The 21,438-nt window shown below is 73.5% G+C and carries 2 protein-coding genes; both read left to right on the plus strand.

The window, feature by feature from the left end; genetic code table 11:
• A complete protein-coding gene (asnB, locus tag ACIPLC_RS18775) occupies positions 1-1,995 on the plus strand; it encodes an asparagine synthase (glutamine-hydrolyzing) (RefSeq protein ID WP_400474107.1) in 1,995 nt (664 codons plus the stop codon).
• Positions 1,992-21,374, plus strand: coding sequence for an SDR family NAD(P)-dependent oxidoreductase (locus ACIPLC_RS18780; protein ID WP_400474108.1), 19,383 nt, complete (start codon positions 1,992-1,994; stop codon positions 21,372-21,374). The genes asnB and ACIPLC_RS18780 overlap by 4 nt, the downstream gene beginning before the upstream one ends.
• The last annotated feature ends 64 nt before the right edge of the window (positions 21,375-21,438 follow it).

The raw sequence follows: 21,438 nt of genomic DNA on the forward strand, positions 1-21,438 counted from the left end.
ATGTGCGGGCTGGCTGGTTTCCTCTCGACCTCGCTGCACCCCGGTGCCACCGCCGAGGTCATCACCTCGATGTTGTCGAACATCCATCACCGCGGGCCGGACGAGGCGGGCTACTACCTGGACGACGGCATGGCCATGGGGGCGGTGCGGCTGGCCATCGTGGACCTCGCCGGTGGCTCGCAACCCATGTCCGACCCGTCCGGGCGCTACTGGATCTGCTTCAACGGCGAGATCTACAACCACATCGAACTCCGCGCGGAACTGGAGCGCCTCGGCCGCCCGTTCCGCACCGACCACTCCGACACCGAGGTCGTGCTCCAGGCCTGGATCCAGTGGGGGTCGGACTGCTTCGCCCGGTTCAACGGCGCCTTCGCGGTCGCCATCAGGGACGCGGCGACCGGTGACCTGGTGCTGGCCCGTGACCGCTACGGCAAGCGCCCGCTGTTCTACGCCGACGAGGGCGGGGACTTCCTGTTCGCGTCCGAGATGAAGGCGTTCCGCGCCTTCCCCGGCTTCCGTTTCGAGTTCGACCCGAGGGAGCTGGCCACCACCTACGCCGTGTGGACGCCGCTGCCCGACCGCACGCCGTTCCGGGGCGTGCGCCAGCTGCCGATGGGCTCCGTGCTGACCGTCAGCGGGGGCCGCCGCTCGCTGCGCCCCTACGAGGACCTCGACTTCGACGTGCCCGGCTTCGACGGCACCGAGGCCGAGGCGATCGACATGCTCCGGCAGACCCTGCGCACCAGCGTGGACCTGCGCCTGCGCTCCGACGTCGAGGTCGGCGTCTACCTCAGCGGCGGCCTGGACTCCTCGATCGTGACGAGGCTGGCCACCCAGCTCTCCCCGCACGAGGTCCGCACCTTCTCGGTGGCGTTCCAGGACAAGGCCTTCGACGAGTCCGACAGCCAGCGCCTGGTCGCCGAGCACCTGGGCACCCTGCACACCGCCGTCCCGATCACCAGCGAGGACATCACCGACAACTTCCCGAGCGCCGTGTACCACGCGGAGGTTCCGACCTTCCGCACCTCGTTCGTGCCGATGTTCCTGCTGTCCCGGCACGTCCGCGACGCCGGGATCAAGACCATCCTCAGCGGCGAGGGCGCCGACGAGGCGTTCCTCGGCTACTCGCTGTTCCGCGAGACCCTGCTGCGCGAGCGGTGGAACGGACTGTCCGACGGCGAGCGCCGCACCGGGCTGGCCGGCCTGCACCCGGAGCTGGAGCACTTCGGCTCCGCCCACCAGGCCCATCTGCTCGGCCTCTACCAGCAGTTCTCGGTGGAGCGGCTGCCGGGCCTGTTCTCCCACGAGATGCGGTACCAGAACGGGAAGTTCGCGGCCCGGCTGCTCGCCGACCGGTTCGACCCGTTCGCCGACCTGCTCGACCTCGTCGCCGGGACTCCCGGCTACCCGGACATGCCCGCGGTGCACAAGGCGCAGTGGCTGGAGTACAAGACGCTGCTGCCCGGATTCCTGCTGTCCACCCAGGGGGAGCGGGCCGCGCTGGCGCACAGCGTGGAGAACCGCTGCCCGTTCCTCGACCCGGCGGTGGTGCGCGCGGCCGCGTCGGTGAACCTGCGCTACGACGACGGCCGGATCGAGAAGGCCATCCTGAAGAAGGCGTTCCGCGCCGAACTCCCGGAGTGGACCACCAGCCGCCCCAAGCAGCCGTACCGCGCGCCGGGCAGCGCCGCCTTCAAGGACGGCCGCCCGGACTACCTCGAACTGCTGCTGTCCGACCGTGAGTTGGCCGGGATCGACTGCCTGGACGGGAAGTTCGCCCGCCGCCTGGTCGACAAGGTCATGACCTCGCCGGTGGAGGAGGTCAGCACCAAGGAGGACCAGACCTTCCTCTACCTGCTGACGACCGCCGTGCTCCACCAGCAGTTCGTGCGGGGCGGCGGTACGGCGCCGGCCGGCGCGTCGAGCGCCGTGCTGAACCTGCGGGTGACCGTGGACAACCGCCGTGCCGTGCAGCGAGTGGGGGAGAGCCGATGAGCACCGACGACATCGCGATCATCGGGCTGGCCCTGCGCTTCCCCGGCTCCGACACCCTGGTCGAGCTGTTCGACCACCTCGCGGCCGGGCGCTCGCTGATCACCGAGGTGCCCGCCGAACGGTGGTCCAAGGAACGCTACTTCGGCGATCCGCGCAGCGGCGAGGAGAAGACGTACAGCGTCTGGGCCGGGTTCGTCGAGGACGCCGACCGCTTCGACGCCGCCTTCTTCAACATCTCTCCGCGCGAGGCGGAGACGATGGACCCGCAGCAGCGGTTCGCGCTGGAACTGGCGTGGAAGGCCATCGAGGACGCGGGCTACCGGGCGGGCGAACTCGCGGGCAGCCGCACGGGCGTCTTCATGGGCCTGTGCCACGGCGACTACGCCGAGCTGATAGAACGCGACGACGTGCCGACCGACGCCTACTTCCCGACCGGCACGGCGTACTCGATCGTCGCCAACCGGCTGTCCTACTTCTTCGACTTCCACGGCCCCAGCATCGCCAACGACACCGCCTGCTCCAGCTCCCTGGTCTCGCTCTACGAGGCCGTCGCCGCCCTGCACAACGGCGACTGCGACCTGGCGCTGGCCGGCGGCGTGAACCTGTGCTGGTCGCCGAAGCTGTTCGTGGCGTTCAGCAAGGCGAGCATGCTCTCGCCCACCGGCCGCTCGCACGCCTTCGACCAGGACGCGGACGGCTTCGTCCGGGGTGAGGGCGGCGCCGTCCTGCTGCTCAAGCCGCTGGCCAGGGCGCTGGCGGACGGCGACCCCGTGCACGCGGTGATCAAGGGCGTCGGCACCAACCACGGCGGCAAGACCAACTCGCTGACCGTCACCAACCCGGCCGCCCAGGCCGCGCTGATCGAGGACGTCTACACCCGCGCCGGGGTCGCGCCCGGGACGGTGAGCTACATCGAGGCCCACGGGCCCGGCACGCCGGTCGGCGACCCGATCGAGATCGTCGGCCTCAAGCGCGCCTTCCAGAGCCTGCACGACGCCCACGGGACGGCACCACGGCCGGACAGCACCGGCATCGGCTCGATCAAGACCAACATCGGCCACCTCGAATCGGCCGCGGGCGTGGCCGGCGTGGTGAAGGTGATCGGCGCGATGGCCGCCGGGACCCTCCCGGCGACGGTCAACTTCCGGACCAGGAACCAGCTGATCGACCTGGACGGCAGCCCGTTCTACATCGTCGGCGACACCCGGCCGTGGCCGGGCGGCGACGGGGCGCCGCGCCGGGCGGGCGTCAGCTCGTTCGGGTTCGGCGGGACCAACGCGCACGTGCTGCTGGAGGAGCACGTCGGCGGGCCGGCGCGACACACCGATGAGCCGGGACCGTACGTCGTCCCGCTGTCGGCGAAGAACCTGGAGCGGCTGCGGGTGCTGGCCGGCGGGCTGCGGGACCACCTACTGGCACCGGAGACCGCGCTGCGGCCGCGCCAGTCGCTGGCCGACATCGCCCACACGCTCCAGGTCGGCCGCGAGCCGATGCGGGTCAGGGCCGTGTTCCTGGTCTCGGACCGGGAGCAGCTCGCGGCCGCGCTGGAGTCCGTCGCGGACGGCGAGGTGCGCAACCCCGCCGGGGCCGGGGCCGAACTGGTCGCGGCGGCGCAGGACTGGGCGAGCGGGGGCGGCGCCGACTGGCCCGGGCATCCCGGGGCGCGTCGCGTGCGGCTGCCGACCTACCCGTTCGCCCGGGACCGGCACTGGTACGTCACGCCACCGGCCGAGGCGCCGGGCGCCGCGCTGCTGCACCCGCTCGTCCACCGCAACACCTCCGACCTGGCGCAGCAGCGCTACACCTCCACGTTCACCGGGGCCGAGCCCTTCCTGGCCTCGCACCTGGTCCGCGGCCGGCGGGTGCTGCCCGCCGTCGCGTACCTGGAGATGGCGCGGGCCGCGGTGGAGCTCGCGGCGGCCCGGGAGGGGGCGGTCCGGCTGCGCGACCTCGCGTGGCTGCGGCCGATCGTCGTCGGCGAACCGGTCGACGTCGACCTCGCCCTGACACCGCGCGGGGACGCGATCGCGTTCGAGTTCCGGCTGGGCGAGACCGTCCACAGCACGGGCACCGCAGGACTGGTCACGCTGCCGGACCCACCGCCGCTGGACCTGGACGCCCTGCGCGCCGCCTGCCGCACCACCCGCGGCACCGACGAGGTCTACGCCGACTTCCGCGCCCAGGGCCTGGAGTACGGCCCGGCCATGCGCGCGCTGCGCGGGCTCCGGCTGGGGCGCGACGAGGCGATCGCCCGCATCCAGGCGACCGGCGCCGACGGCTGCGTGCTGCCGCCCAGCGTCCTGGACGCCGCCTTCCAGACCTCCGTGGTCCTGACGGGCGCCGGCGCCGGCCCAACCCTGCCCTTCACCCTCGACGAGCTCCAGGTGTACCGGCCCTGCCCGGCCGAGACCTGGGCGTGGGTCCGACGGAGCGCGGACTCCGGGGCGCTCGCCACCTTCGACATCGACCTGTGCGACCGCGACGGCGTGATCAGCGCCAGCCTGCGGGGGCTCGCCCAGCGCACCACCGACGCGGGCCCGCGCGTCGTCACGGCGACCACCCGGTGGACCGACCGGCCGCTGGACGCGGACGGCGGTGGCTCCCGCACCGCGCACCGCCTGACGCTGCCGGAGATCACCCGGGCGACCCCGGCCGACGGCGTCGACGCCGCGACGGAGCAGGTGTTCGCCGAGGTCCAGCAGGTGCTCGCGTCCTCTCCCAAGGCCGGGCACCGCTTCGTGGCCCTGGTCGACGCCCGGGTGCCGGCGCACTTCCACGCACCGCTGGCGGGCCTGTTCCGCACCGTCGCCCTGGAGAACCCGCTCGTCTCGGGCCGGGTCGTCCGGGTCGCCGGCCTGGACGCGGCCTCCGCCGAGCAGCTCGCGCGGATCGTGCGGGAGGAGTGCGCCGACGACTCCGCCGACACCGAGGTCCGCTACACCGCTGACGGCACCCGGCAGGTGCTGGAGCCCGTCGAGACGCGGCTCGACGCCGGACCGCAGGTGCCCGCACTGCGGGCCGGCGGCGTGTACTGGGTCACCGGCGGCCTGGGCGGCATCGGCCGGCACCTCGCCCGCTACCTGGGCCGCGCGGGGGCGACGGTCGTCCTGAGCGGGCGCTCCCCGGCGGGCTCGGTGGAGGCCCTGCGCGCGGAAGGGGTCGACGCCCACTACCTGCCGGTCGACGTCGCCGACGCCCGGGGCGTGCGCGCCGCGGTCGACACGATCGTGCGGGAGCACGGCTCGCTCGACGGCGTGGTGCACGCGGCCGGCGTGCTGCGCGACCAGTACCTGCTGCGCAAGGACCTCGCCGACGTCCGGCTGGTGACCGCGCCCAAGGTCCGCGGCACGCTCAACCTCGACGCCGCCACCCGGCACCTCGACCTGGAGTTCTTCGCGCTGTTCTCCTCGGTCGCCGGTGTCTACGGCAGCCCGGGGCAGTCCGACTACTCGGCGGCCAACGCCTTCCTGGACGCCTTCGCCCGGCACCGCCGGACGCTGGTCGACGCGGGCGAGCGCAGCGGCCGGACCGTCGCGATCAGCTGGCCGCTGTGGGCCGACGGCGGCATGGCGCTGGACGAGGTCACCCGCGAATCCCTGCGCCGCGAGCGCGGCTGGGAGGCCCTGCCCACCGAGGACGGGCTGCGCGCCTTCGGCCGGGCCCTGCTCGCCGACGCCCCCGCGCACCTCGTCGTCGCCTACGGCGCCAAGGCCACCCTGGCCGCGCGACGCCGGGCGGCCCCGGCCCCCGCGGCCCCGGCCACCGCCTCGTCCGCCACCGCTGCTCCGTCAGGCGGCGCGGGCGAGGGCGACCTGCTGCAGCGCACCGAGGAACTGCTCAGGGGGGTCGTCGCCGAGGTCCTGCGGCACGACCCGGAGCACATCGAGTCGGCCACCAACCTCATCGAGTACGGCATCGACTCGCTGAGCATCCTCGGGGTGACCGCCCAGTTGGAGAAGGTGTTCGGGCCGCTGTCCAAGACGATCTTCTTCGAGTACCTGAACATCGCCGAGGTGGCCGCGCACTTCGTGGAGACCCGGCGGGAGCAACTGGAGGCGGTACTGGGGGAGAGCGGGCAGGCCGAAACCCCGGCCGAAGAGCCGGAGGCCCCGGTGGTGCAGCCGGAAGCCCCTGCGGCACGGCCTGAGGCCCCGGCCACGCGGTTCGAGGCCCCGGCCGCCGCCGCCGTCACCGAGGTCCGCGAACCCGCGCGCGACGACCGGCACGACATCGCGATCATCGGCGTGTCCGGACGCTACCCCGGCGCCGACACGATGGACGAGCTGTGGGAGCTGCTGGAGAACGGCCGGCACACCTTCGAGGAGGTCCCCGCCGACCGCTGGGGCCACGAGGCCATCTACGACAGCGACCGGTCCGTCCACGGCAAGAGCGTGATCCGGACCGGGACCTTCCTCCGCGACCTCGACAAGTTCGACCCCCGCTACTTCCGCATCTCCAAGCGCGAGGCCGAGCAGATGTCCCCGGAGGTGCGGCTGTTCCTCCAGGCGGGCGTGGAGGCGCTGGAGGACGCCGGCTACTCGCGGCAGACCATCCACCGCCGCTACCAGGGCGACGTCGGCGTGCTCGTGGGGACGATGAGCAACCACTACAACCTGTACGGCTTCCAGAACAGCCTGACCCGGGGCGCGCCGCAGAGCGGCAGCTACACCGGGACGCTGCCCAACATGCTGTCCTACTTCTACGGCCTGACCGGGCCGTCGATCTTCCTGGACACCATGTGCTCCGCCTCGTCGACCTGCGTGCACCAGGCCGTGCAGATGCTGCGGGCCGGCGAGTGCCGGATGGTCGTCGCGGGCGGCGTCAACCTGATGCTGCACCCGTACAACCTGATCACCTCGTCGGAGGAGCACTTCACCACCGGTACCTCCGACGTGATCCGCAGCTTCGGCCACGGCGTGGACGGCACCATCCTCGGCGAGGGCGTCGGCGCGGTCGTGCTCAAACCGCTGGTCGACGCCGAGCGCGACGGCGACCACGTGTACGCCGTGATCAAGGGCACCGCCCTGTCCAACGCCGGGACGCGCAACGGCTTCACCGTGCCGAACCCGGGCATGCAGGCGGTCGCGATCCAGAAGGCCATCGCGGACGCCGGCGTCGACCCGAGGACGATCGGCTACGTCGAGGGCCACGGCTCCGGCACCGCGCTGGGCGACCCGATCGAGGTCCGCGCCCTGACGTCGGCGTTCCGCAAGTACACCGCGGACCGCCAGTTCTGCGCCCTCGGGTCCGTCAAGGCGAACATGGGGCACCTGCTCGCGGCGGCCGGCATGATCGGGCTGGCCAAGGTGCTGCTCCAACTGCGGCACGGCAAGCTGGCGCCCTCCCTGCACAGCACGGAACTCAACCCGGACATCGACTTCACCGACACGCCCTTCCAGGTGCAGCAGACGCTCGCCGACTGGCAGCCGATGGTCACCGTGGTGGACGGCCGTCAGATCACCCACCCCCGGCGGGCCGGCATCACCTCGATCGGCGCCGGCGGCATGAACTCGCACATCATCCTTGAGGAGTATCCGGAACGGCCGGTGCGCCGAGAGCCCTTCGGCGAGCAGCTGTTCGTGTTCTCGGCGATGAACGAGGCCGCGCTCGGGCGCTACCTGGCCATCTTCCGCGACCACCTCGCGGGGGCGCGGGAGGCCGACCTCCCCGACATCGCGTTCACCCTGCGGGTCGGAAAGAACGAACTGCCCCACCGCTGGGCGTTCGTGGCGGAGGATCGGCGGTCCGCGCTGGCGGCCGTCGACGGCTACCTGGCCGGGCGGCGGGAGCTGCCCGCGCACGAACTCGCCACGACCTGGGCCGCCGGCAAGACCGTCGACTGGGACCACCTGCCGACGGCACGCCGGGTGTCGCTGCCCGCCTACCCGTTCGAGAAGGTGCGCTGCTGGATCGAGCAGACCGACGGCGCGCCGTCCGTGCTGGCCCCGCTGGCGCTGCGCGAGCGGCTGCACCCCTTCCTGGGACGCAACGAATCCGACGTCCGGGGCCTGCGCTACGCCCTGGACGTCCACCTCACCGACCTGCTCGACTACGGCTACCGCCTGGCCAAGGCACCGACCATCGTGCCCACCTTCGCCGTGGACCTCGCGCTGGCCGCCGCGAAGGTCAGCGGGTTCGCCGCCGAGGCGTCGGTCCACGACCTGCGCGTACTGCGGCCGATCGACTGGTCCACGACCACGCGGCTCGTCACGGAGTTCGCCGACGGCCACGGCACCGTCCGGACCGGGGACGGCGCGGCGGCGGTCGAGTTCACCGTGCGCACCGCCACGGCGCCGTCCGGCCGGGTCGAGCTGGCCGGACTGCGGGAGGTCCTCACCCGGGAGTCGTTCCTGGCCGAACTGGCCGAGGGCGGGCTGGACTACAAACCGGCCTCGTGCGCGGTCGAGGGCGTGTTCCGCGCGCCGGACGGCCGGACGGTGCTGAGCATCGGCAGTCCCGCGTTCCAGCAGGACCACGTCCGGCGCAACGTCACCGTCGAGCCGTTCGTGCTCGCGGCGATCGCCCAGGGCGTGCAGTGGGAGGCCAAGCGCGCCGGGGCGCCGGACTGGACCTTGGTCGCGCTCAACCAGGTCGGGGAGATCCGGGTGCGGGCCGGTTCGCCGGTCACGCACGTGGTCCTCGGTGACGACCGGATCCTGCTGCTCGGGGGCGCGGGCGAGGTCGTCGGGGAGCTGGCCGGGGTGCGGCGCGGGGTCGAAGGGGTGGCGCCCGCCGACCGTCCGGCGCCGCGGGCCCGCCCCGTGCGGAGCGAGCGGGAGCCGGTCGTACCGGCTGCGCCCGCCGTGCCGGCGGTACCGGCCGTACCAGCGGTATCGGCGGTGTCGGGTGTCGTGGACGTGCTGCGCTCCATCGCCGCCGAGATCCTCAAGTTCGAGCCGGAGGAACTGGACCCCGGTACCGGCCTGGACGCCTTCGGCTTCGACTCCATCTCGCTGGTGACCTTCGCGAAGGAGATCCACGAGCGGTTCGGGGTCGTGGTCAGCCCGGCGGTGTTCTTCGACGTCAGCACGCTGGAGGCGCTGGGCGTCCACCTGGTCGACGAGCACGGTGCCACGGTGAGGGCCGAGGCAAAGGTCGAGGCCGAGGCAGCGGCAGAGGTCAAGGTCGTCGAGCCGCAGCCGCAGCCGCAGCCGCAGCTGGCGCCCCGGCCGGAGCCGGTTCGCGCCGAGGCCGACCCGCGCCAGCCGATCGCCGTCATCGGCGCGGCCGGGCGCTTCCCGGGCGCCCGCGACCTGGACGAGTACTGGGCGAACCTGCTGGCGGGCAAGGACTCCGTCACCGCCTTCCCGCTGCACCGGTACGACGAGGACCAGCGCAAGGCCATCGAGGCCCAGGACTTCCCCCAGCGGATCGGAGCCCTGGACGACATCGACGCCTTCGACGCGGGCTTCTTCCGCATCCTGCCGCGCGAGGCCGAACTGATGGACCCGCAGCACCGCCTCGTCCTGGAGACGGTCTGGCAGGCGCTGGAGGACAGCGCGTACCGGCCCGCCGACCTGCCGACCAACACGGGCGTGTTCATCGGCGTCACCGGCAACGACTACGCGACGCTGCTCGCCACGCTCGGCGTGCGGCCGGACGCCTTCACCTCGACCGGCACCACGCACTCGATCCTGGCCAACCGCATCTCGTACCTGCTCGACGTGCGCGGCCCGAGCGAGCCGATCGACACGGCCTGCTCCAGCTCGCTGGTGGCGGTGCACCGCGCGATCGAGGCGATCCGCTCCGGCACCTGCGACCTGGCCGTCGCGGGCGGGGTCAACGTGCTGCTCAGCACGGACACCTTCGTCAGCGCGCACCGCGCGGGCATGCTCAGCCCGGACGGCCTCTGCAAGACCTTCGACGCGGGCGCGAACGGCTACGTCCGGGGCGAGGGCGTCGGGGTGGTCGTGCTCAAGTCGCTGGCGGCGGCGGAGCGCGACGGTGACGCGATCCTCGGCGTGATCCGGGGCAGCGCGTACAACCACGGCGGCCGGGCCAACTCGCTGACCGCGCCGAACGCCGACGCCCAGGCCGAGCTGGTGACGGCCGCCGTCGGCGACCTCGACCCGGACACCATCGGCTACATCGAGACCCACGGCACCGGCACGGCCCTCGGCGATCCGGTGGAGGTCCGGGCGCTGCGCACCGCGTTCCGCCGGCTGGGCCGCAGCGACGACGGGGCGTGCGGCCTCGGTTCGGTCAAGACCAACATCGGCCACCTGGAGTCGGCTGCGGGCATCGCCGGGCTGTTGAAGGTGCTGCTCGCGCTCAAGCACGGCGTGCTGCCCGCGACCCAGCACCTCCAGGAGGTCAACCCGTACATCGAACTGGCCGGCGGCCCGTTCCACCTCGTGCGGGACAACGAGGCCTGGCCGCGCCCCCGCAGTGGTGACGGCGGCCCCGTGCCGAGGCGTGCCGGGGTGAGCAGCTTCGGGTTCGGCGGCGTCAACGCCCATGTGGTCGTCGAGGAGTACGTGCGCGGCGGCCGGGACGGGGAGGACGGCGACGGACCGGTCGCGGTGCCGCTGTCGGCCCGCACCGCCCGGCAGTTGACAGACCGGGCCCGGGACCTGCTGTCCCACCTGGAGTCCCCGGAGGCGGCGGAGGTCTCGCTGCGGTCCATCGCGTGGAGCCTCCAGGTCGGCCGCGAGGAGATGGCGGAGCGGGCCGGCTGGGTCGTCTCGTCCCGCGCCGAACTCGTCGACGCGCTACGGGCGTTCGTCACCACCGGCGAGCGCGGAGCCGAGCCGGAGCCGATCGGGCGCTGGGTCGGTGGAGGCACCGTCGACTGGCGCTCGTCGTCCGGCGGCGGCACGCCCCGGCGCGCGCAGCTGCCCGGATACCCGTTCGCCCGGGACCGGTTCTGGTTCCCCGGCGCCCGGCCGGAGAGCGGCACGACCCTGCTGACCGCCCGGTGGACGCCGATGCCCGCCGCCGCGACCGGCCGGTACGACCGGCACGTCGTCGTGCTGTGCGGGGTCGACGGCGAGGTGCCCGACGCGATCCGCCTCGACACGGCCAGGCAGCGGCCGGAGAGCCGGTTCCGGGACCTGTCGTGGCAGCTGCTGGAGACCGTCCGCGGCCTCGACGCCCGGGACGGCGGCACGCTCGTCCAGGTCGTCACGGCGGACCTCGCCCTGGCGGGCCTGCTGCGGACCGTCACCAAGGAGGACCCGCGGATCGTCGGCCAGGTCATCGCGGTCGAGGGTGCCGAGGGGCTCGACCTGGCCGCCGTCCTGGCGGAGAACGCCCGGGCGGCCGACGACCTCGTCCTGTACCGCGGCGGCGTCCGGCACACCCGCAGCTGGGCCCCGGCCGAACTCCCGGGCACGGCCTCCGGCCGGCCCTGGCGGGACGGCGGCGTGTACCTGATCACCGGCGGGGCCGGCGGAATCGGCGCCTCGACGGCCCGGCGCATCGCCGCCGACGTACGGCGGCCGACCATCGTGCTGGCCGGCCGCTCGCCGCAGAACGGCCGGATCGACCGCCTGCTCGCCGAGTTGCGGCAGGCTGGAGCGGTCGCGCGGTACGTGCGCGCCGACGTCTCCCGCTGGGAGGAGGTGCGGCACCTCGTCGCCGAGGCGGGCGGGATCACCGGCATCGTGCACGCCGCCGGTGTGGTGCGGGACTCGCTGCTCGCGGACAAGACCGCCGCGCAGTGGGACGAGGTCCTCGCGACCAAGGTGGACGGTCTCGTGCACCTCGACCGGGCCACCGGACACTGCCCGCTGGAGTTCGTGCTGACCTTCTCCTCGGGCGCCGCGATCACCGGCAACCCCGGGCAGTCCGACTACGCGACCGCCAACGCCTTCCTCGACGAGTTCGCCGCCGTGCGCAACGCGCGGGTCGCCGAGGGGCTGCGCCGCGGGCGCACCCTGTCCATCGCCTGGCCGCTGTGGGAGGACGGCGGCATGCAGGTCGGCGAGCGGACCCGGGCCTACCTGTGGGAGGACCGGGGGCTGGCGCCGATGCCCACGGAAGCCGGGCTCACGGCGCTGGTCGACGCCTGGAACGCGGGGGCGGACCAGGTGTGGGTGCACCACGGCGACCCGACGCGGGTGCCGACCGGAACACCGGCCCCGGCCGCCGCGCCGACAACTCCCGCGCCGACGGCTCCCGTTCCGGAGGCTCCCGTCCGTGGCGCCGACCCGAACGTCCTCGGCCACCTCCTCGCCCTGTTCGCCGAGGTCAGCGGGCTCGCCCCGGGCGCGGTCGACCCCGACCGCCCGCTGGTCGACATCGGCCTGGACTCGGTGATGGTCATCCAGCTCAACCGGGAGCTGGTGCGGACCTACCCCGAGGTCTCCTCGACGATCTTCTACGAGCACCCGACCCTGCGGGCCGTGGCCGGTCAACTCGCCGGCCTCCGGCGGGAACCGGCGCGCCCGCAGGCGGCCACGGCCGACCAGCCGGTGGCGGGCGACCAGCCGGCGGCGACTGCCGAACAGCGGGCCACCAGCGTTCGGCCGACCGCCGTCCCCGACCGGCCGGCGCCCGGCGCCGACGAGCCGATCGCGGTGATCGGGCTGAGCGGCCGCTACCCGGGCGCCGCCGACCTGGACGAGTTCTGGGAGAACCTCACGGCGGGCCGCGACTGCGTCCGCGAGGTGGACCGCTGGTCGCTGGACGGCTTCTTCGAGCCCGACCGCAACACGGCGGTGGCCACCGGCCGCAGCTACAGCAAGTGGGGCGGCTTCCTGGACGACTTCGCCGCGTTCGATCCCCGGTTCTTCGGCATCGCCCCGCGCGACGCCTACGCCATGGACCCGCAGGAGCGGCTGTTCGTGCAGGCGGCGTGGGAGGTGCTGGAGGACGCCGGGTACACGAGGGCGCGCCTCGCCGAGCGCCACGGCCACGGGGTCGGAGTGTTCGCGGGCGTCACCAAGGTCGGCCACGCCCGGCACGAGGTGGGCCAGCTGCCCTCGGGTGAACTCGTGGTGCCCGGCCTGTCGTTCGCCTCGCTGAGCGCCCGCGCCTCCTACCTGCTCGACCTGCGCGGGCCGAGCCTGACGATCGACACGATGTGCTCGGCGTCACTGACCGCGATCCACGAGGCGTGCGAACAACTCCGGCACGGCGACTGCGAGGTGGCGATCGCCGGCGGCGTGAACCTCTACGCGCACCCGCTGGACTACGTCGAGCTGTGCCGTTCCGGCATGCTCTCGCCCGACCAGCACTGCCGCAGCTTCGGCACCGGCGGCGCCGGTTTCGTGCCCGGTGAGGGCGTCGGGTGCGTGCTGCTCAAGCCGCTGTCCCGCGCGCTGGCCGACGGGGACCGCGTGCTCGCGGTGATCCGGGGCTCCAGCGTCAACCACGGCGGCCGCTCCACCGGTTACACCGTGCCGAGCCCGGTCGCCCAGGCCGACGTCGTCCGCCGGGCGCTGGACCGGGCCGGGGTCTCCGCCCGGCAGGTCGGCTACGTCGAGGCGCACGGCACCGGCACCGAACTGGGTGACCCGATCGAGATCACGGGCCTGACCAAGGCCTTCGAACAGGACACCGCGGACCGGCAGTTCTGCGCGATCGGTTCGGTGAAGTCCGGCATCGGCCACCTGGAGGCCGCGGCCGGGGTGGCCGGCCTGACCAAGGTCCTGCTCCAGCTCAAGCACCGGCAACTCGTACCGAGCCTGCACGCCGAACAGCTCAACCCGAACATCAGCTTCGAGCGGACCCCGTTCCGGGTCCAGCGCGAACTGAGCCCATGGCACTCCGACGGCCCGCGGATCGCGGCGGTGTCCTCCTTCGGTGCCGGCGGCTCGAACGCACACGTGATCGTCGAGGAGTATTCCGTGCAGCCCACCGACGGCGCGAACAACGGCGCCGAACAAGCCCGACAACCCCAACAGGCCGAACAGGCCGAACACGTCGTCGTCCTCTCCGCGAGGACTCCCGACCAGCTCACCGCGTCCGTCGACCGGCTGGCCGGATTCCTCGACCGCAACCCGGACACCGCCCTCGCCGACCTGGCCTTCACGCTCCAGGTCGGGCGGGAGGCGATGGCCGAGCGGTACGCGGTCGCCGTCTCGTCGACGGCGGAGCTGAGGGCGGCCCTGCGGGCCGGCCGGGGGCACCGGGGCACCGCCGGGGAATCCGGCGGACTGCTCGCCGAGATCGCCGGTGACGGCGACCTCCAGGAACTGCTGGTCCGGCAGTGGATCGCGGCCGGCAAGCTGTCCAAGCTCGCGGCGCTGTGGGCTGCCGGTACCGAGGTGGACTGGGAGCGCCTGCACCAGGGCGCGCCGCGCCGGGTGGTGTCGCTGCCGACGTACCCGTTCGCCAAGGAGCGGTTCTGGATCGGCGACCTGACCCGGCAGGCGCCGGCACCCGCGCTCGCGGTCGTACCCGAGCCCGTGCCGACGCCCGCGCAGATCGCGGCACCGATCGCGGCGCCGATCGTCCAACCCGCTGTCGCGCACAGGGGACTGGACGAGATCGTGCCCGCCGTGGTGCGGGAGAAGATCGCCCGCGCGCTGGCGATGGAGGTCGAGGAGGTCGAGGGCGGGCTGGCGTTCGCCGACTACGGCCTGGACTCGATCCTGGCGATCCGCGTGGTGGACCAGCTCAACGGCGCGCTGACGCTGGACCTGCCGACGAGCGTGGTCTTCGACTTCAGCACGGCCGACCGGCTGGCCGAGCACCTGCTCGCCGAGTACCGGGGCGTCATCGTCCACACGGAGGGAGCGACGGAGCCCGCCGACGAACGGGAGAGCGCCCCGCCACCGGTCGTGCGGCCCGTGCAGCCCGTGCAGTCCGTCCAGTCCGTGGCGGCCGGGCAGCCGCACAGCGGCACCGGGAGCGCGGAGCGCGGACCGATCGCGGTGATCGGCATGAGTGGCCGGTTCGCCGGCGCCGACTCGCTGGACGCCCTCTGGACGCACCTGGCCGACGGCGACGACCTGGTCACCGAGACGACCCGGTTCGACCTCGACGGCCTGAGCACCTGCACCCGGGGCGGCTTCCTCGACCGCATCGACGAGTTCGACGCGATGTTCTTCAACATCTCCGGCACCGAGGCCGCGGTGATGGACCCGCAGCAGCGGCTGCTGCTCGAAGAGTCCTGGAAGGCGTTGGAGGACGCGGGGTACGCGGGCCGGATGGGCCGACGGCGCTGCGGCGTCTACGTCGGCGCGTGGGCCGGGGACTACCAGGGGCTGCTGGACCAGGAGGCGCCGGCGCAGACCCTGTGGGGCAACATGACCTCGGTCATCCCGAGCCGGGTGTCGTACTTCCTCGACCTCAAGGGTCAGGCCATCGCCGTCGACACGTCGTGCTCCAGCTCGCTGGTGGCGATCGACCTGGCGTGCAAGGACCTGTGGTCCGGCGAGACCTCGATGGCGTTGGCGGGCGGGGTGTTCCTCCAGTCCACGCCGCGGCTGTACCGGCTCGCGGGCCGCGCCGGGATGCTGTCGCCGACCGGCCGCTGCCACACCTTCGACCACCGCGCGGACGGCTTCGTGCCCGGCGAGGGCGTCGGAGTCGTGGTGCTCAAGCGGCTCGCGGACGCGCTGGCCGACGGCGACCACGTCCACGGCGTGATCAGGGCCAGCGGCGTCAACCAGGACGGCGCCACCAACGGGATCACCGCGCCGAGTTCGGTGTCCCAGGAGAGCCTGCTCGGCGAGGTGTACGAGCGGTTCGGCGTCGACGTGGAGCGGATCGGACTCGTCGAGGCGCACGGCACCGGCACCAAGCTCGGCGACCCGATCGAGTTCCAGGCGCTGAACCGGGCGTTCCGCGCCCGCACCGACCGGGCGGAGTACTGCGCGGTCGGCTCGCTGAAGACGAACATCGGCCACACCCAGTTCGCGGCCGGCATCGCGGGCGTGCTGAAGGTGCTGCTGGCGCTCAAGCACCGGAAGATCCCCGCCTCGCTGCACTTCGAGACCGCCAACGAGGCGATCCCGCTGGCGGGTAGCCCGTTCTACCTGAGCACCCGCACCCACGACTGGGAGAGTCCCGCCGGGGTGCCGCGCTGCGGGGTGGTGAGCTCCTTCGGCGCCAGCGGGACCAACGCGCACGTGGTGATCGAGGAGGCCCCGCCCGTCGCGCGGACCGTCTCCGCACCGGGGGCGGACCACGTGGTGGTCCTGTCGGCGCGGACGGAGGAGCAACTCCTCGAACAGCGGCGCCGGTTGGCGCTCCACGTCCGGGCCCACACCTCGATCGACCTCGGCGACCTCGCCTACACGCTGGCCGTCGGCAGGGCGCGCTTCGCGCACCGGTTCGCCTGCGTGGTCCGTGACCGCGACGAGCTGATCCGGGTGCTGGACGGCACGACCCCGGCCCGGGTGCCCGACGACGACCGGGGGCCGGCCGAGGGCCGACGGATCCCGCTGCCGACCTACCCGTTCGCCCGCGACCGCCACTGGGCCGTGACCGGCGGAGACGGCGGTGGCGAGAGCGAGAGCGAGAGCGAGAGCGAGAGCGAGAGCGAGAGCGACGGCGTGACGCTGACCCGCACCGACGGCCTGCTGCGCGACCACGTGGTGCAGGGCCGCCACATCCTGCCCGCGGTCGCCTACCTCGAACTGGCCCGCAAGGCGCTGGGCGCCACCCGGGTGCGGATGCGCAACGTCACGTGGGTGCAGCCGCTGGAGGTCTCGGACACCCCGGTCGACGTCCGGGTCGAGGTGCGCGCGAGCGAGCAGGGCGGGCACCGGTTCGAGATCGGCACCGGCCCCACCGTGTGCTGCGAGGGCGGCATCGCGCCGTCCGACGCCCCGCGCCCGGCACCGGTCGACCTCGCCGCGCTGCGCGCGGACTGCCCGGAGACCGTGTCCGGCGAGCGGATCCACGAGGCCCTGGTGGCGATGGGCATCGACCACGGCCCGACCCTGCGGGCGATCCGGCAGGCGCACGTCGGCTCCGGTCTCGTCCTGGCCGAACTGGTCCTGCCCGGTTCGGCGGAGCCCGGACCGCTGACGCCCGCGATGCTGGACTCGGCGATCCAGGCGGCGGTCGCGCCCCACCTCACCGGCATGCGGGACACCGCCGTGCCGTTCGCCCTGGACCAGCTCGACCTGTTCGCCCCGTGCCCGGCGGCGATGTGGGCCGTGGTGCGCGGCGGCGCGGCCGGGCCGCTCGACAAGCTCGACATCGACCTGGTCGACGCCGCCGGCGAGATCTGCGTGCGGCTGACCGGCTACACCTCGCGCCGCACCGTCCAGAGCGAGCCCGCGCTGTACGCGCCCGTCTGGGACCCGATCACCGCGACCGACGCGCCCGTGCCCGCCGGCACCGACCGGGTCCTGGTCGTCGGCGGACCGTCACCGCTCGACGGCGCCCTGACCTGGCCGCTGCCGCCGGCCGCCTCCGTCGAGGAGGTGACCGCCGCACTGCGCGACCTCGGACCGGTCGACCACCTGGTCTGGACGGCGCCCGAGCCCAAGCTCGACCCCGTCGACGCCACCGGGTACACGGCCGCCCAGAACGACGGCGTCGTCGCGGCGTTCCGCCTGATCAAGGCGCTGATCGGAGCCGGGTACGACGCCCGGCCGCTGGGGATCACGCTGGTCACCACCCGCGCGCTCGCCACCCACGCCGACGACCCCGTCCAGCCGGCGCACGCCGGGCTGCACGGCCTGTTCGGGTCCCTGGGGCGCGAGTACGAGCAGTGGACCGTCCGGCGCGTCGACCTCGACGGCCCCGACTGGCCCGCCGACCTCACCGCCCTGCCCGCCCGGTCGCCCGAGGACGCCTGGGCCCGGCGGGCCGGCCAGTGGCTGGCCCGGCACTGGGCGCCGTGCGAGGCGCCCGCGAAACCGGTCTACCGCGAGGGCGGCGTCTACGTGGTGATCGGCGGCGCCGGCGGCCTGGGCACCGCCTGGACCCAGCACGTGGTGCGGCAGTACGGCGCGCACGTCACCTGGATCGGCCGCAGCGCACCCGACGCGGCCATCGAGGACCGGCTCCGCTCCGTCCAGGGGCGCGGCACCGTCCGCTACCTCAGCGCCGACGCCGGGGATCCGGCCGCGCTGCGCCGCGCCGTCGCCACGGTCAAGGAGCGCCACCCGCGGATCGACGGGGTCGTGCAGGCCGCGCTCGTGCTGCGGGACAGCACCTTCGCCAGGATGGACGAGGCCACCCTCCGGGCGGGACTGGCGGCCAAGGTCGACGTCACGACCGCGATGGCCGAGGTCTTCGACGGGGAGCAACTGGACTTCGCGGTGCTGCTGTCGTCGATGCAGTCCTTCACGACGGCGGCCGGCCAGGGCAACTACGCGGCCGGCTGCACCTTCAGCGACGCCTACGCGCACGCGCTCGGACAGCACTGGGACACCCCCGTCAGGGTCATGAACTGGGGGTGGTGGGGCAACCTCGGGAGCGTCACGTCCGAGTTCTACCGGGAGCGGCTGAGCCGGGTCGGCCTGGTGTCGATCGAGCCGCGCGAGGGGCTCGCCGCCCTGGACGCCCTGCTCGGCGGGGAGCAGCGGCAGCTGGCCTTCGTGAAGACCAACCAGCACAACACCCTGGCGAACTTCGACCGCGCCACCCAGGTCACCGTGCACGGCCGGACGCCGTCCCGGGTCCGCGGCGAGCTGCTGCTCGCGTCGGAGAGCGTGGACGGCCTGATGGACGAGGTCGTGCGGTGGCGCCGGACCGAGCGGGACCCGTGGCTGGCGAAGGTCCTGGCGGCCCAGCTGGCGACCGTCGACCACGCCGCGATCCTGCCGGTGTACGCCGACTGGCTGGAGCACGCCCGGCGGGCCACCGTCCCGGCCGGGCCGGCGGAAGGCGTGCTCGCGGAGACCGTGCTCGCGCAGTGGGACCGGCAGTGCGAGTCCTGGTCGGCCGACGCCGACCGCAAGGCCGAACTGCGGCTGGCCTCCGCCATGCTCCGGGCACTGCCGGACATCGTGACCGGCCGGACCAGGCCCACCGACGTCATGTTCCCGCGCGGTTCGGTGGAACTGGTGGAGGGCTGCTACCGGAACAACCACGTCGCGGACGTGTTCAACCGCGCCATGGCCGGCGCCGCCGTCGCCGTCGTGTCGGAGCGGCTGCGCCGCGAACCGGGCGCGCGGCTGCGGATCCTGGAGATCGGCGCCGGCACCGGCGGTACCAGCGTCGGGATGTTCGCCGCGCTCAAGCCGTACCAGGAGAGCATCGAGACGTACGTCTACACGGACCTCTCCAAGGCCTTCCTCAACCACGCCCGCGCCACCTACGGGCCGGGCGTGCCGTACCTGGACTGCCGGCTGCTCAACATCGAACGGCCGCTGGCCGGGCAGGACGTCGGCGAGGGCGGGTTCGACCTGGTGATCGCCGCCAACGTGCTGCACGCCACCAAGGACACCCGCAACACCCTGCGCAACGCCAAGGCCGCGATGCGGGCCGGCGGATGGCTGCTGCTGAACGAGCTGTCGGCCTTCGACCTGTTCAGCCACGTCACCTTCGGGCTGCTGGAAGGCTGGTGGCTGTTCGACGACCGCTCGCTGCGGATCCCCGGCTCGCCGGCGCTGTCGCCGGAGACCTGGCGGGACGTGCTGGCGGGGGAGGGCTTCGGGACGGTGGTGTTCCCGCTGTCGCAGGCGCTGCCGCTGGGGCAGCAGGTCATCGCGGCGGAGAGCGACGGGGTCGCCCGGCAGGTGGTCGGGGCCAGGCCGAAGGCCGTCACACGGCCGGCGGGCGGCGCCGCGAAGCGGCCGGTGCCTGCTGCGGTGCCTGCCGCCGTGCCGGCTCCGGTGCCTGCTGCGGTGCGTGCCGCCGTGCCGGCTCCGGTGCCTGCTGCGGCGCCTGCTGCCGTGGTGCCGACGCCCCGGCCGGAGCCCGCGCCCGCCCCGCTGGCCGTGCGCCCTGCTCCCGCTCCCACGCCGGCTCCCACGCCGGCCCCCGCTCCCGCCCCCACGCCGTCGACGCGCTCCGAGCTGTCCGCGCTCATCCTCGACAAGGCCGCGGCCGTCCTCGGCATCGCGGCCGAGCGGATCGACACCGCAGCCCCGCTCACCGACTACGGTCTGGACTCGATCCTGGTCCTCCAGCTCACCAACGCCCTGCGCGAGGAGTTCGGTGACGACGTCTCGGCCACCCTGCTCTTCGACGTCGAGACCGTCGACGGCCTGTGCGACCACTTCGCGCACTTCACGGGAACGGCGGATGCCCAGGCCGGCCCGGTGGGCGAGCGGTGGAACCTCTCGCGCGGCCAGCTGACCATGTACCGGGACCAGCAGCGCTCACCGGAGTCGACCGCCTACAACCTCCCGCTCCTCTTCGAGATCCACGGCGACCTGGACGAAGCCGCCCTGGAGCGGGCGATCCGCGCCCAGAGCGGCATCCACCCGGTGCTGAGCGCCGTCTTCGGCGAGCGGGACGGCGTGCCGTTCATGGACATCGACCCGGGCAGGGCGCCGTCCTTCGACCGGGTCGACCTCACGGCCACCAAGCGCGCCGCGCAACTGGCCGGGCTGCGGGACCTGGTGAACCTCCCGTTCGACCTGGCGACGGGCCCGCTGGTCCGTGCGCAGCTGGTCTCCCTCGCCGGGGGGCGGCGCCTGCTGCTGATCACCGCGCACCACATCCTGCTGGACGGCACGTCCACGGCGGTCCTGATCCGCACGCTCAAGGAGGCCTACCAGGGCCGGGGGAGCGTGAGCCGCGCCGACTACGGCGACTTCGTCGCCTGGGAGGAGGCGCTGCTCGCCGGCCCGCGCGCGCGGCAGCACCGGGACTACTGGCTGCGGGAGCTGGCAGGTCATCGACCGGCGCTCGCGCTGCCCTACGACCGGCCGTACGACCCCAAGCGGATGCCCCGGGTGGACGTGGCGACGGTCAAGCTGCCGCCGCCGCTGGCCGCCGCCCTGGCCGACGCGGCGCGGGAGCACCGGGTCAGCGTCGCCACCGTGCTGTTCGCGACGTACGTGCGGTTCCTGCACCGGCTGACCGGGCAGGACGACCTGGTCCTCGGCATGACCGCGGCCGCCCGCTACGAGGAGCGGTTCCAGGACGTCGTCGGCCAGTTCGCGAACTGCCTGCCGATCCGCTGCACGGCCGCCGGCGGCTTCCCCGAGCTGCTGAAGTCCTTGCAGCGCAAGGTGGTCGGCGGCATCGAGCACGGCGGCTACCCGCTGCTGGAGATCGCCCGCGCCGTGGGCGCGGACGACGAACCGCTGGTCCTGACCAACTTCCTGTTCCAGAACTTCGACGGCGCCGACCTGCTCACCAACGCGTCCCCGGCCGCCCCCGGCGAGTTGGACCTGCGCCTGTTCGACGACCTGCCGTACGCCGGGGAGTACGTCCTGTCCGCCGAGTCCTACCGGGAGGGCGAGGGGTTCAAGGTCTTCCTCAAGTACGACGCGAACGTCTTCGACGAGGCCACCGCGCGGCGGATGACCGATGAATGGCACGCGGTCATCCGCCAGGAGCTGGGCGTGCGCTGAGAAGCCGGCCGGTACCCGAGACGCCAGCGGGTACCTGAGAAGCCGGCCGGTACCTGAGAAGCCG

It is taken from the genome of Kitasatospora sp. NPDC086801 (assembly GCF_044745805.1).
Taxonomy (GTDB): Bacteria; Actinomycetota; Actinomycetes; order Streptomycetales; family Streptomycetaceae; genus Kitasatospora.